This is a genomic window from Ruegeria sp. BE10 (genome assembly GCF_056538905.1).
Map to the genome: position 1 here is coordinate 765,515 of NZ_JBQFTX010000001.1, position 13,264 is coordinate 778,778.

The following is a 13,264-nucleotide window of genomic DNA, read 5'->3' on the forward strand; positions in this document are numbered from 1 at the left end:
GGTTCCCCTCCTCCTCCCTGGGAACCGCCGTTTTTCTTTTTCACAAATGAAACAGGGCGCCGCAGCAATGGCCGGGCGCCCAAAAAAACCGAGCATGTGCCGTCAGGCACATTCCTTTTGATTAAAAGGGTATGTCGTCCTTAGCCGACAGGAACCGCGAGACCACCTTTTTGGTGCCCGCCTTTTCGAAATCCACCTCGACCTTGTCGCCTTCGATGCCGACCACCGCGCCATAGCCGAATTTCTGGTGAAACACGCGCTCGCCCAGGGTGAAGCTGGCGACCGCGGTTGCATCGATCACCGTGTTGCGGGTTTCGCGTGGCTGAGACATCCCATACTGCCCCTGCCGCGCTTGCATCCGCTTCCAACCGGGCGAGTTATAAACATTTGCCTCAGCCGCGCGGGTTTCAATTCCCACCGCAGGCTGACCGCCGCCATACAGGCCCGGAGGTGTCAGTACCTCGACATGATCTTCGGGCAATTCGTCGATAAACCGCGACGGCATCGAATTTTGCCACTGGCCGAACACGCGTCGATTGGCGGCGAAGGATATCGTACAAATTTCTTCCGCGCGGGTGATGCCCACATAGGCCAGCCGTCGTTCTTCCTCGAGACCCTTAAGGCCGGATTCGTCCATCGACCGTTGCGATGGGAACAGCCCATCTTCCCACCCCGGCAGGAACACGGCGGGAAACTCCAGCCCCTTGGCCGCGTGTAGGGTCATGATCGAAACCTTGGCCCCGTCCCCCTCCTGCTCGTTATCCATAACCAGGCTGACATGTTCCAAAAACCCTTGCAGGTTCTCGAAATTGTCCAACTGGTTCACCAATTCCTTGAGGTTTTCCAATCGTCCCGGCGCCTCGGGCGTTTTTTCGTTTTGCCAATGCGCGGTATAGCCGGATTCATCCAGAACGATCTGCGCCAGTTCGATATGTGAAACCTCTGGCTCGCCGAACCGCATGGGCGCAGTGCCGTCATCAATCACCGAATCGTCGTCGACCTCGATCCGCGGCCCGCGGGTCATCGCATTCCAGCGCGCCAAACCATCGATCAACTCGCGCAGCGCCTTACCGCCCTTGCCCTTGATCAACCCATTGTCGACTGCAATCCGCGCGCCATCGACCAGTGACACACCACGCTCGCGCGCTGTCATCTGAATCGTCTGCTGCGCCTTGTCGCCAAGGCCGCGTTTCGGAGTGTTCACAATCCGCTCAAACGCCAGATCATCGCCGGGGCTGACCACCAGCCGGAAATAAGCCATCGCATCGCGGATCTCCATCCGCTCATAGAAACGCGGGCCGCCAATAACCTTGTAGGGTAAACCGATGGTCAGGAACCGGTCTTCAAACGCGCGCATCTGATGCGAAGCACGGACCAGAATGGCAATCTCATCCAAATTGAAGGGCCGCGCACCCCGAGTTCCACCTTGCATCGCGTCGATCTCTTCGCCGATCCAACGGGCCTCCTCCTCGCCATCCCAGTGGCCGATCAGACGAACTTTTTCGCCCTCTTGCGCGTCGGTCCAAAGTTCCTTGCCCAGACGGTTTTCGTTTCCGCGGATGACATTCGACGCAGCGGCCAGAATATGCGGGGTCGAGCGATAGTTCTGTTCTAACCGTACCACGTAAGCGCCGGGAAAGTCTTTTTCGAACCGCAGGATGTTGCCTACTTCGGCCCCGCGCCAGCCATAGATCGACTGGTCATCATCGCCTACGCAGCAAATATTCTTATGCGCCCCGGCCAGCAGGCGCAGCCATAAATACTGGGCCACGTTGGTATCCTGATACTCGTCCACCAGAATATAGCGGAACCAACGCTGGTATTGCTCCAACACATCCTGATGGGTTTGAAAGATCGTGACCATATGCAACAGCAGGTCGCCGAAATCCACCGCGTTCAGCTCGCGCAGGCGGACTTGATACTGAGCGTAAAGCTCAATGCCCTTATTGTTATAGGCCCCGGCATCCGCTGCGGGCACCTTGTCTGGCGTCAGAGCGCGGTTTTTCCAATCGTCGATGATTCCGGCCAGCATTCGTGCGGGCCAGCGTTTGTCGTCGATATTGGCGGCCTGAATCAACTGCTTAAGCAAACGCAACTGATCGTCCGTATCCAGGATGGTGAAATTCGACTTCAACCCTGCAAGCTCAGCATGGCGCCGCAGTAGCTTGACGCAGATAGAATGAAAGGTGCCAAGCCAAGGCATCCCTTCGGCGGGCTGGCCCAGCAGGCGGCCCACCCGGTCTTTCATTTCGCGTGCAGCCTTGTTGGTGAACGTCACAGACAGAATCTCATTCGGTCGCGCCCGCGCCGTGCTAAGCAAGTGGGCAATACGCGCGGTCAGGGCCTTGGTTTTACCCGTCCCCGCCCCGGCCAGCATCAGAACCGGACCGTCCAACCGCTCAACCGCGTCACGTTGCGCCGGGTTCAACTCATCCAGATAAGGTGCGGGCCGCGCTGCCATGGCGCGTGCCGAAAGCGATGCGCCCTCAAAGGCGTCCATTTCGTCGAAACTGCTCATGCCTCCAAACTACGCTGGTTCCGCGACAAGGGAAAGGGTTTGTTCACGGCTTGTTCGCCTAAAAAGCAACAAATCCTTAGCTACAGCTCTGAGCAATTCGAGCTTTCTTGTCTGCTCCTTTGCCGGTCTCGTTAACTCTCTCTCAAACTCTGGCCTCAATGCTGATGTCAGATTGCGGGAGGACGGGATATGAAACTCACGGCTCGGGGACGGCTTGCCCATCGGGTAAAATGGGCGGGGATCACCGTTTTGTTGATAGCGCTGGCGGCGGTTGCAGGTTGGGGAGTCTATTCTCTTCCGGCACCGGTTGTGGACCGAATGCTGAAAACTGACATATTGAAACAGTCCGAACTGTGGAAACGCCGCGTTGTTCTGCATCTAAAAGATCCCGAAACGGCGCTGCAAACCGGCAAGATCGACCCGCATGATGCCGAATTTCTTTCTTCGATGCCCGAAGCGTCGGATGTGTATCGGTTCAAAATGTTCGACACGGCCGGGCGCGTTGTCTGGTCAACACGTCCCGAGGAAATCGGATCCTACGAAACGCGTGCCTTTTTCCGCAGTGATGTTGCACGCGGAATGACGCATTATATTCAGGAAGCGCTCCCACTGTCTGAGATCGACGGACTCGACCTGCATTCCGAAAGCACGCGTACCGCCCTGCAACATCAGGTGGCTGAGGTGTTCGTTCCGATCACAAAAAACGGACGCTTCATCGGCGCGATTGAGTTTTTCACCGATTTCACCGATCTGCGCACAACATTTATTACCCGACTGAGGGTTTCACTTTCGATCCTTTGCGGCATTGCTTTGGTTGCTTTGGCCAGCGTCTCATTGGTGACATATCGTACCAACCGTCTGCAGGTACGCGCGCTGCAACGGCAATCAGCCAAAGAACGCAACCTGATGGATGAACAACTTAGGTTGGCGCGTGAGGTACGCCTGTTGGGCGAATTGAATGAATGGCTACAGTCGAGCCGATCTCTGGATGAACTGTTCGACATGGTTTCACGGTTTATGACCCACATCCTGCCTGAGGCAGAGGGCAGCGTGTATGTCTACTCCAACTCGCGCGATGTTCTGGATGGCTGCGCAAGCTGGAACGGCGGCACTCACAAGGCGCATATCCACCCTGAAGGATGCTGGGGTCTGCGTCGCGGTCGCACATACCAATACGGCGCGTCTGAGATTGATTTTGTCTGCGAACATGCCGAACCCCATGATGGCCGCCCCTATTTCTGTTTTCCCATTCTGGCGCATGGCGAAACAGTTGGCCTGCTCCATCTGCGGGCGCATGAAGGCAGCCAAAAAGTGTTTCATTCCAATAGAAAACTGGCCCAACTGTGTGCAGAACAAATCAGCATGGCGATTGCAAATGTGCGGATGCGGGACCAATTGCATGACCAATCGGTCCGTGATCCGCTGACCGGCTTGTTCAATCGTCGGCATATGACCGACACGTTGCGCAAATCCATTAGCCGCAGCCAACAGACAGGCGCACCGCTTAGCTTGATCGCTGTGGATGTGGATCACTTCAAGAAATTCAACGACACCCATGGTCATGATGCGGGCGACATGGTGCTGCGCGCGGTGGGCTCGGCCTTGGAACAGGGCTGTGACCGGGACGAGGTTGCCTGCCGCATCGGAGGTGAGGAATTCATGCTGATCCTGCCCGACAACACCCCCGAAGACGCCATGACCCGGGCCGAACAATTGCGGCAGGCGGTCGAAGCTGTCTCGGTCCGCTATGGTGAGAAATCACTGCCGCGCATCACGATTTCCGTTGGCGTTGCCCATTATCCTGCGCACGGTTCTATGCCCCAGGATTTGATGCGTGCATCGGATGACGCCCTGTATGTGGCCAAAGACAAGGGTCGAAATCAGGTGCATGTCGCCAATGGCGCTGATCCGGCACAGGGTAATAAAAGCAAGCCCGAGCAACCGACCAAATCCACAACTCAAGCATCAGCGGCCTGAAAACCTTGCAGAATCACTGTGTAGGTCGGATCAATTCGTATGGACCTGCACAGCTCATTCCCCAGCATTGGCGATCTGAAACGCCACGCACGGCGCAAGGTTCCGCATTTCGTCTGGGAATATCTGGATAGCGGTACAGGGTCCGAGGTCACGCTGCACAAAAACAGGGCCGCACTGGATGATGTGGAGTTTTTACCCTCAATCCTGCATGGTCCTATCGAATGTGACACCAGAACACAGTTTTTGGGCCAAGACTTTCCCTTGCCCTTCGGTATTGCACCGATTGGAATGTCGGGACTGATCTGGCCGGATGCTGAGAAACTGCTGGCCCTCGCCGGTGCCAAGGCAGGGTTGCCGTATACTTTGTCGACCGTCGCCAGCCAAAGCCCCGAAGATCTGGCTCCTCATCTTGGTCAAAACGCCTGGTTTCAACTTTACCCTCCAAAGGACCCGGATATTCGCGCGGACATGTTAGGTCGCATCAAATCCGCCGGGTTTTCAACGCTTGTGCTGACAGTTGACGTCCCGGTTGCATCGCGGCGCGAACGGCAGGTGCGATCTGGCCTGACCCATCCACCCAGACTGACGCCACGCTTGCTGGCGCAGATCGCCCAACGCCCGACTTGGGCCTTGGGCATGGCGCGACATGGTATGCCGCGAATGAGGACGCTCGACAAATACATCGATGGCGATAGCGCGCTGTCCCCCACGGCACATATCGGATACCTGCTGCGCACATCGCCGGATATGGACTATGTCAAATGGTTGCGCGATGCATGGGATGGTCCGTTCGTTGTGAAAGGCGTGATGCGCGCCGAAGACGCGGCTCGCCTGAAACAAGCCGGTGTTGATGCGCTTTGGGTCTCGAATCACGGTGGGCGGCAGTTCGATGGCGCCCCGGCTAGCATTTGCGCGCTTCCCGCCATACGAGCGGCCACAGACTTGCCGCTGATCTTTGACAGTGGCGTTGAAGGCGGGCTTGATGTTCTGCGAGCTTTGGCGCTTGGGGCGGATTTCGTCATGCTGGGGCGGGGTTTTCTTTATGGGTTGGCTGCCCTTGGGTCACGCGGCCCGGCCCATGTCATCGACATTCTGCGACAGGACATGCTGGCGAATATGGGCCAGATGGGTTTGGCAAAGTTGGATCAACTTACGCTACGTCAATACAGCAATTGATGCTGCAGCGCAGAATTGCTAGTAAGTTTGCGCCACCAAGCGGCGTTTGCGAGCGTTAACATGCCGGTTCTACCCAGAACGACTGATATACGAGCGCGTATTGTCCGCCTATGAATACGGCCAAACCACCAAGACCGGGACCTGATATGACCAACTTCAACAAGATCCTGATCGCCAATCGCGGCGAGATAGCCATTCGCGTGATGCGCGCAGCAAACGAGATGGGCAAACGCACCGTCGCTGTCTTCGCCGAAGAAGATAAGCTGGGCCTGCACCGGTTTAAGGCGGATGAGGCCTATCGCATCGGCGAGGGGATGGGACCGGTTGCTGCCTATCTGAGCATCGACGAGATCATCCGCGTGGCCAAGGAATGCGGCGCGGACGCGATCCACCCAGGCTATGGTCTGCTGTCCGAGAACCCCGATTTCGTGGATGCCTGCGTTCAGAATGGCATCACCTTCATCGGTCCCAAAGCTGAAACCATGCGTGCGCTTGGTGACAAGGCCAGCGCACGACGTGTGGCTATCGCGGCGGGCGTACCCGTCATCCCGGCGACCGAGGTTCTGGGCGATGACATGGACGCGATCCGCAAGGAAGCTGCCGAGATCGGTTATCCGCTGATGCTCAAGGCCAGTTGGGGTGGCGGCGGACGCGGGATGCGCCCGATCGAATCCGAGGACGAGCTGGAAGAAAAGGTTCTGGAAGGCCGCCGTGAGGCCGAGGCTGCGTTCGGCAACGGCGAGGGGTATCTGGAAAAGATGATCACCCGCGCCCGCCATGTCGAGGTGCAAATTCTCGGCGACAAACATGGCGAGATCTATCACCTCTATGAACGCGACTGTTCGGTCCAGCGCCGGAACCAGAAGGTCGTGGAACGCGCCCCTGCCCCGTATCTGTCCGAAGAACAGCGCACGGAAATCTGCGAACTGGGCCGTAAAATCTGCGCCCATGTGAACTATGAATGCGCGGGCACTGTCGAATTCCTGATGGATATGGAAACCGGCAAGTTCTACTTCATCGAAGTGAACCCGCGCGTGCAGGTGGAACACACCGTCACCGAAGAAGTCACCGGAATCGACATCGTGCAGGCGCAGATCCTGATCGCCGAGGGCAAAACCCTGGCCGAGGCCACAGGTGCCGCCAGCCAGGCCGATGTGCATCTGAACGGTCACGCGCTGCAGACCCGGATCACCACCGAAGACCCGCAGAACAACTTCATCCCCGATTACGGCCGCATCACCGCCTATCGCTCGGCCACGGGTATGGGTATCCGTCTGGATGGCGGCACGGCTTATGCGGGTGGCGTGATTACGCGGTACTATGACTCGTTGCTGACAAAGGTGACCGCCAAGGCCCCAACGCCCGACGCGGCGATTGCCCGGATGGACCGGGCCCTGCGCGAGTTCCGTATTCGCGGCGTCAGCACCAATATCGACTTTGTCATCAACCTGCTGAAACACCCGACCTTCCTGTCGAATGAATACACCACCAAATTCATCGACACGACGCCGGACCTGTTCACCTTCAAGCGTCGTCGCGACCGCGGCACCAAGGTTCTGACCTATATCGCGGATATCACCGTGAACGGGCATCCCGAGACCGCAGATCGTCCCGCCCCGCGCGCTGATCTAAAAGAAGCCAAAGCCCCCGCGCCCAAGGCCGAGCCGCAAATGGGCACCCGCAATCTGCTGGAGCAAAAGGGCCCGCAGGCTGTAGCCGACTGGATGAAAGCGCAGCGTCAGCTGCTGATCACCGACACCACTATGCGTGATGGCCACCAGTCGCTGCTGGCCACCCGGATGCGCTCAATCGACATGATCAAGGTGGCACCGACCTATGCGGCCAACCTGCCACAACTGTTCAGCGTCGAATGCTGGGGCGGCGCAACTTTCGATGTGGCCTATCGCTTCTTGCAGGAATGCCCGTGGCAGCGCCTGCGTGACCTGCGCGAAGCGATGCCGAACCTGATGACCCAAATGCTGCTGCGCGGGGCGAACGGGGTTGGCTACACCAACTATCCCGACAATGTGGTACAGGAATTCGTACGTCAGGCGTCCAAGAATATCGACGTGTTCCGCGTGTTCGACTCGCTAAACTGGGTCGAGAACATGCGCGTTGCGATGGATGCAGTGGTCGAGAATGGCAAAATCTGCGAAGGCACCGTTTGCTATACCGGTGACATTCTGGACCCGGACCGCTCCAAGTACGACCTGAAATACTATGTCGGCATGGCGAAAGAGTTGCGCGATGCAGGGGCACACGTTCTGGGCCTGAAGGACATGGCGGGTTTGCTGAAACCGGCCTCGGCCAAGATTCTGATCCGGGCGCTGAAAGAAGAGGTCGGGCTACCGATCCACTTCCACACGCACGACACCGCCGGCATCGCCAGCGCCACCATTCTGGCCGCATCCGAGGCCGGCGTAGACGCGGTGGATTGCGCGATGGACAGCTTCAGCGGCAACACCTCGCAGGCGACGCTGGGCACTGTGGTCGAAGCGCTGCGCCATACCGAGCGCGACACCGGACTGGATATCAAGGCAATCCGGGAGATCAGCGATTACTTCGAGGCAGTGCGCGGCCAGTACGCGGCTTTTGAGTCCAGCCTTCAAGCCCCCGCGTCTGAGGTGTATCTGCACGAAATGCCAGGTGGTCAGTTCACCAATCTCAAGGCACAGGCGCGCAGCCTCGGCCTTGAAGAGCGTTGGCACGAAGTGGCGCAGATGTATGCGGACGTGAACCAGATGTTCGGTGATATCGTGAAAGTAACGCCGTCATCCAAGGTCGTCGGTGACATGGCGCTGATGATGGTCAGTCAGAACATGACACGTGACGATGTGGAAAGCCCGGATTCTGACGTGGCCTTCCCCGACTCGGTCGTCGACATGATGCGTGGCAATCTGGGTCAGCCTCCTGGAGGGTTCCCGGACACCATCATCAAGAAGGTGCTAAAAGACGAGGCACCGAACACCGACCGCCCGGGCAAGGACGTGCCGGCGGTTGATCTGGAAGCCACCCGCGCCGAGCTATCCAAGCAATTGGAAGGCAAAGAGGTCGATGACGAGGATCTGAACGGCTACCTGATGTATCCCAAGGTCTTCCTGGACTACATGGGCCGTCACCGCGTCTATGGTCCGGTCCGCACCCTACCCACGCGCACGTTCTTCTATGGCATGGAGCCAGGCGAAGAGATCACCGCCGAGATCGATCCGGGCAAGACATTGGAAATCCGCTGTCAGGCCATCGGCGATACGGATGAAAAGGGCGAGGTCAAAGTCTTCTTCGAACTGAACGGCCAGCCCCGCGTGATCCGGGTACCGAACCGCATGGTCACTTCGACCACGCAGGCGCGGCCCAAGGCCGAGGCGGGCAACCACGACCATGTCGGCGCACCGATGCCAGGTGTTGTGGCCACTGTCGCCGTCACAGCTGGTCAGCAGGTCAAGGAAGGCGACATGCTGCTGACCATCGAAGCGATGAAAATGGAAACCGGCATCCACGCCGAACGCGACGCGACGGTCAAGGCCGTTCACGTGCAGCCCGGAGGCCAGATTGACGCTAAGGACCTGCTGGTCGAACTGGAATAACCGGTTTAGCTTTCTAAATTAACAAGGGCCGCGCGGGGAACCGGGCGGCCTTTTTTACGCCGAGGAGGATCAAGATGCTGTCCGTCACCCCAATCTATGCCGCACTGCTGGCGATTTTGTACGTCGTGCTGAGTGCCAAGGTCATCAGCCAACGTCGCAGCGACAAGATTTCCTACGGCGACGGCGGGAATACGGCGATGCTCAAAGTGATGCGGACGCATTCCAACTTTGTCGAATACACACCCTTTGCCCTGCTGCTGATCGCGATGGTCGAACTGCAAGGCGCGGGTGGGCTGCTGCTGAACCTGCTGGGACTGGCGCTGCTGAGTGGGCGGGTGATGCATGCCTATGGCTTCGGTCGCAGTCCGCAGATCGTGATTCTGCGCCAGATCGGGATGCTGCTGACCTTCACGGCCATTCTGGTGGCCGCAATTGCAAATCTCGTGCTGGCGCTCTGATCCGGCTGGCGGGGGCTTATCCCGCCAATATCTGCGTCTCAATCAGTGGTGCTTTCATTAGGACCGGCTCAACCTCGACCAGTTTGTCCTCATCTTCCGCACAGAACACGGCCGTCAACACGATCAGTGCGGCCAGCAGTGCCATTTTCATATCTGCAACCCGTATCATTTCCTCTCCTCGAACCCTCTTGTTTTATAATGCTCTGTGGTTTGAACGTGCGGCGGCGGGGTTTCCGTCGAAAGATTTTTCCGCCTTTTTGTCTTTTTCTGCTTGCAGGCCCGCGTGGGAATTTATACATCCCTCCTCACTCAACGGCGCGGGCGTAGCTCAGGGGTAGAGCATAACCTTGCCAAGGTTAGGGTCGGGCGTTCGAATCGCCTCGCCCGCTCCATTGAGAGGTCTTCGGACCAACATATGTATCTGATGCGGGCGTAGCTCAGGGGTAGAGCATAACCTTGCCAAGGTTAGGGTCGGGCGTTCGAATCGCCTCGCCCGCTCCAGATACAAACCCTTTCAAACACACTGGTTTCTTCGTAAGCGTTGCGCCATTCTGGCCGTGATTTCAATCATGCACGGAATTCGCCCATGTCGGACTATGTCATTCGCCCCCTTACTGCCGCCGAAGTCGAACACGCCGTGGATTGGGCCGGTCGCGAAGGGTGGAATCCGGGCAAACATGATGCCGAGTGCTTTCGCACGACAGACCCGGATGGGTTTCTGGGTGGGTTTCTGAATGGCGAGATGATCGCGTCGGTATCAGCGGTAAATTACGACGAAACCTTCGCATTCCTGGGGTTCTATATCGTCAAACCCGAGTTTCGCCACCATGGCCACGGGCTTGAGATCGCTCAGCATGCGTTGGCCCATTGTACCGGGCGCAATATGGGGCTGGATGGCGTGGTCGAGCAACAGGACAATTACCGCAAGTCCGGCTTTACCTTTGCCTATAACAACTATCGTTTTGCCGGCACGAAAAGTCGGATGTTGGCTAAGCTGGGAACCAGACAGAACGATCAAATCACCGATCTGACCCAAGCATCCGACGCCTTGAAAGACTATGATCGCGAACTGTTTCCCGCGCCACGCGACTTGTTTCTGGGCAACTGGCTGAGTGCCTATAGCCACGTATCGAAAGTCTTTACCGAGAACGGCAGAATCAGAGGGTACGCAACACTTCGCCCCTGCCTCACTGGGTATAAGGTTGGCCCCCTGTTTGCGGATAACTCCGACATCGCAAGGGCTTTGCTGGCCGCAATTCTGACTGCAATCCCTGAGGATCACAATGAGCATGAGGTTTTCGTGGACATGCCTCAACCCAACCCATCAGCGTTCGCGCTGGCCGATGAACTTGGGTTGGACAAGGTGTTCGAAACAGCCCGGATGTATTCAGACTACGAACCAGACATCGATCTGAGCCGCATCTTTGGCGTCACGACCTTTGAGCTTGGTTAAAACGCCTTGAACGTCATCGTGGTCAGCGACCGTTCGATATTGGGAATCACCAGCAGGTTTTCATTGATGAAATGGCCTACATCTTCGGTCTCGGGGATGTAAAGCTTTAGCAGCAGGTCAAACTCACCGCTGGTCGAATACAGCTCAGAATGGATTTCGCGCAGGGCGATTTCCTCGGCCACCTTGTAGGTAGTGCCGGGTTTGCAGCGAATCTGGATGAAAACGCAAGTGGACATGGGCCGTGCCTTGTTGGTTCAGTTTCCCGCAGGCTGGCATGGGCCGCGACCGGGCGCAATCCCCTGAAACAGTTTGCGGTGAATGCCACGCTTGGTCTGGATAAGGCGGGCCATCCCCGTCTATAAGCGCGCCTGTAGCAAAAGGAATTCGCCCATGCGCAGCGCAAAGATCAGCCGTCAAACCGCCGAGACCGAAATATCGGTCGAGGTCAATCTGGACGGCACCGGCACCTATGACAACCAGACCGGCGTCGGTTTCTTCGATCATATGCTGGACCAGCTGGCGCGCCATTCGCTGATCGACATGACGATCTGTGCCAAGGGTGATTATCACATCGACGACCACCACACGGTCGAGGATACCGGCATCGCGCTGGGTCAGGCGTTGACCCAGGCCCTAGGCGACAAGAAAGGTATCCGCCGCTATGGCGAATGCCACCTGCCCATGGATGACGCCCAGGTGCGGTGTGCGCTGGATCTGTCGGGCCGTCCGTTCCTGATCTGGAACGTGGACCTGCCGACGCCCAAGATCGGCGCGTTCGACACCGAACTGGTACGCGAGTTCTTTCAGGCGCTCAGCACCCATGGCGGCATCACGTTGCACATCGACCAGTTGCACGGCTTCAACAGCCACCACATTGCCGAGGCCGCGTTCAAAGCCGTCGCCCGCGCCCTGCGTCTGGCGGTTGAGACTGACGCGCGCAAGGCCGATGCGATTCCGTCCACAAAGGGTGCGCTGTAAATGCTCACTGCCATTATCGACTACGAAAGCGGCAACCTGCACTCGGCCGAAAAGGCGTTTCAGCGCATGGCGCGCGAAATGGATGCCGGTCAGGTCGTTGTGACTTCGGACGCGGATGTTGTGGCGCGGGCCGACCGTCTGGTTCTGCCCGGTGACGGCGCCTTTCCAGCCTGCGCGTCCGAACTGCGCGGCCACAAAGGCATCTATGACGCGATGGTCGAGGCGGTGGAACAAAATGGCCGCCCGTTTCTTGGCATCTGCGTCGGGATGCAGCTGATGGCCTCAAAAGGTCATGAATACACCGAGACCGACGGCCTGGATTGGGTGGCAGGTGATGTGCTGCGGATCGAACCCTCGGACGATGCGCTGAAGGTGCCCCATATGGGTTGGAACGATCTGGTGCTGGAAAGCGATCATCCAGTGTTCAGTGGCGTCAAAACGGGTGATCATGTCTATTTCGTCCACTCCTACCATTTTCGGGTGACAGACCCGGCAGAGCGGTTGGCTTATGTGGACTATGGCCAAGAGGTCACGGCCGTGATTGGCCGCGACACAATGGTTGGCATGCAGTTCCACCCCGAGAAAAGCCAGGACGTGGGCCTACGCATGATCGGAAACTTCCTGACCTGGATGCCCTGAACGGTTACTGAACCCGCGTCCAGGTCTGCCCACGGCAGACTAGGCCACCAGCAACACAGCCTTTGACAGTCAGCTCATTCTGACTGTCCAGTGTCATTTTCGAGTTGTAGGTCTTGTCGCGGTCCGGTGCCCAGATTTTTCCGCTGTCGTACTGACCATCCCCCTCGGGCACCATATCCCAGATGATCTGTTTGCCCAGGTTTTCGTATTCCAACTGCTGGTTGCCATCACCGTCGAAGGCGCTGTCAATTGTGCCGCAAATCGCACTGCCACATTCCGCAATGGTTACATGCAGATAGCCGCCCGTATCCCCCGGCTGGGTCTTCCACAGCCCATCAACTGGGTCAGCCGCAAAAGCGGTGGTCGCCATGGTGGCAAAACCTGCTGCAAGTAGAAGTTTCTTCATAATGCTCTCCCTGTGTTGCGATCACTCTGGCCCGGCGATCGGCTTCGGGCAAGAATGACTTTGCGTCGCGTTGCA

Annotated in this window: 11 protein-coding genes and 2 tRNA genes; 9 read left to right on the forward strand and 4 right to left on the reverse strand. The window is 57.8% G+C overall.

All coding sequences use genetic code 11. The features are described from left to right. Nucleotides 1-121: 121 nt before the first annotated feature. The gene (locus ACR0M2_RS03790) at nucleotides 122-2,518 is read right to left on the reverse strand and encodes an ATP-dependent helicase (protein ID WP_480704071.1); all 2,397 of its coding nucleotides are present in this window, start codon (nucleotides 2,516-2,518) and stop codon (nucleotides 122-124) included. Nucleotides 2,519-2,707: 189 nt separating this feature from the next. Here ACR0M2_RS03790 and ACR0M2_RS03795 point away from each other — a divergent pair, with 189 nt between their 5' ends. The 4 genes from ACR0M2_RS03795 to ACR0M2_RS03810 all read left to right on the forward strand — a co-directional run bounded on the left by ACR0M2_RS03795 (nucleotide 2,708) and on the right by ACR0M2_RS03810 (nucleotide 9,713). Next, complete coding sequence (locus tag ACR0M2_RS03795; protein WP_480704072.1) at nucleotides 2,708-4,495, forward strand: sensor domain-containing diguanylate cyclase; 1,788 nt, start codon at nucleotides 2,708-2,710, stop codon at nucleotides 4,493-4,495. Between the two features lie 39 nt (nucleotides 4,496-4,534). Beyond that, a complete protein-coding gene (locus ACR0M2_RS03800; RefSeq protein ID WP_480704073.1) occupies nucleotides 4,535-5,671 on the forward strand; it encodes an alpha-hydroxy acid oxidase in 1,137 nt (378 codons plus the stop codon). Nucleotides 5,672-5,817: 146 nt separating this feature from the next. Then, complete coding sequence (locus tag ACR0M2_RS03805) at nucleotides 5,818-9,255, forward strand: pyruvate carboxylase (RefSeq protein WP_480704074.1); 3,438 nt, start codon at nucleotides 5,818-5,820, stop codon at nucleotides 9,253-9,255. A 74-nt stretch (nucleotides 9,256-9,329) separates the two neighbouring features. Continuing rightward, nucleotides 9,330-9,713, forward strand: coding sequence for an MAPEG family protein (locus tag ACR0M2_RS03810; protein WP_170374503.1), 384 nt, complete (start codon nucleotides 9,330-9,332; stop codon nucleotides 9,711-9,713). 16 nt (nucleotides 9,714-9,729) lie between these two features. On the opposite strand, the gene ACR0M2_RS03815 is transcribed toward ACR0M2_RS03810, so the two are convergent. After that, on the reverse strand, nucleotides 9,730-9,882 hold the full coding sequence (locus tag ACR0M2_RS03815) for a hypothetical protein (RefSeq protein WP_170374500.1): 153 nt from the start codon (nucleotides 9,880-9,882) through the stop codon (nucleotides 9,730-9,732). A 148-nt stretch (nucleotides 9,883-10,030) separates the two neighbouring features. On the opposite strand from ACR0M2_RS03815, the gene ACR0M2_RS03820 reads away from it, so the two are divergent. The 3 genes from ACR0M2_RS03820 (at nucleotide 10,031) to ACR0M2_RS03830 (ending at nucleotide 11,166) form a co-directional block, all read left to right on the forward strand. Continuing rightward, nucleotides 10,031-10,105: transfer RNA gene (locus tag ACR0M2_RS03820), tRNA-Gly, on the forward strand. Between the two features lie 34 nt (nucleotides 10,106-10,139). Then, a tRNA-Gly gene (locus tag ACR0M2_RS03825) sits at nucleotides 10,140-10,214 on the forward strand. Nucleotides 10,215-10,299: 85 nt separating this feature from the next. Next, nucleotides 10,300-11,166: a GNAT family N-acetyltransferase gene (locus ACR0M2_RS03830; RefSeq protein ID WP_170374497.1), complete on the forward strand. Its 867-nt coding sequence runs from the start codon at nucleotides 10,300-10,302 to the stop codon at nucleotides 11,164-11,166. Here the strand turns inward: ACR0M2_RS03830 and ACR0M2_RS03835 are convergent. Next, nucleotides 11,163-11,402 carry an Lrp/AsnC family transcriptional regulator gene (locus ACR0M2_RS03835; protein ID WP_170331970.1) on the reverse strand — a complete coding sequence of 80 codons (240 nt, stop codon included), beginning with the start codon at nucleotides 11,400-11,402 and terminating at the stop codon, nucleotides 11,163-11,165. The two genes, ACR0M2_RS03830 and ACR0M2_RS03835, sit on opposite strands and share 4 nt — an antisense overlap. A gap of 154 nt (nucleotides 11,403-11,556) precedes the next feature. On the opposite strand from ACR0M2_RS03835, the gene hisB reads away from it, so the two are divergent. Both hisB and hisH read left to right on the forward strand, forming a co-directional pair. After that, nucleotides 11,557-12,144: an imidazoleglycerol-phosphate dehydratase HisB gene (hisB, locus tag ACR0M2_RS03840; protein ID WP_480704075.1), complete on the forward strand. Its 588-nt coding sequence runs from the start codon at nucleotides 11,557-11,559 to the stop codon at nucleotides 12,142-12,144. Beyond that, nucleotides 12,145-12,783, forward strand: a complete 639-nt coding sequence (gene hisH, locus ACR0M2_RS03845) for an imidazole glycerol phosphate synthase subunit HisH (RefSeq protein WP_480704076.1) — start codon at nucleotides 12,145-12,147, stop codon at nucleotides 12,781-12,783. 4 nt (nucleotides 12,784-12,787) lie between these two features. On the opposite strand, the gene ACR0M2_RS03850 is transcribed toward hisH, so the two are convergent. Further along, a complete protein-coding gene (locus ACR0M2_RS03850; RefSeq protein WP_226688714.1) occupies nucleotides 12,788-13,189 on the reverse strand; it encodes a DUF2147 domain-containing protein in 402 nt (133 codons plus the stop codon). Between the last annotated feature and the right edge of the window lie 75 nt (nucleotides 13,190-13,264).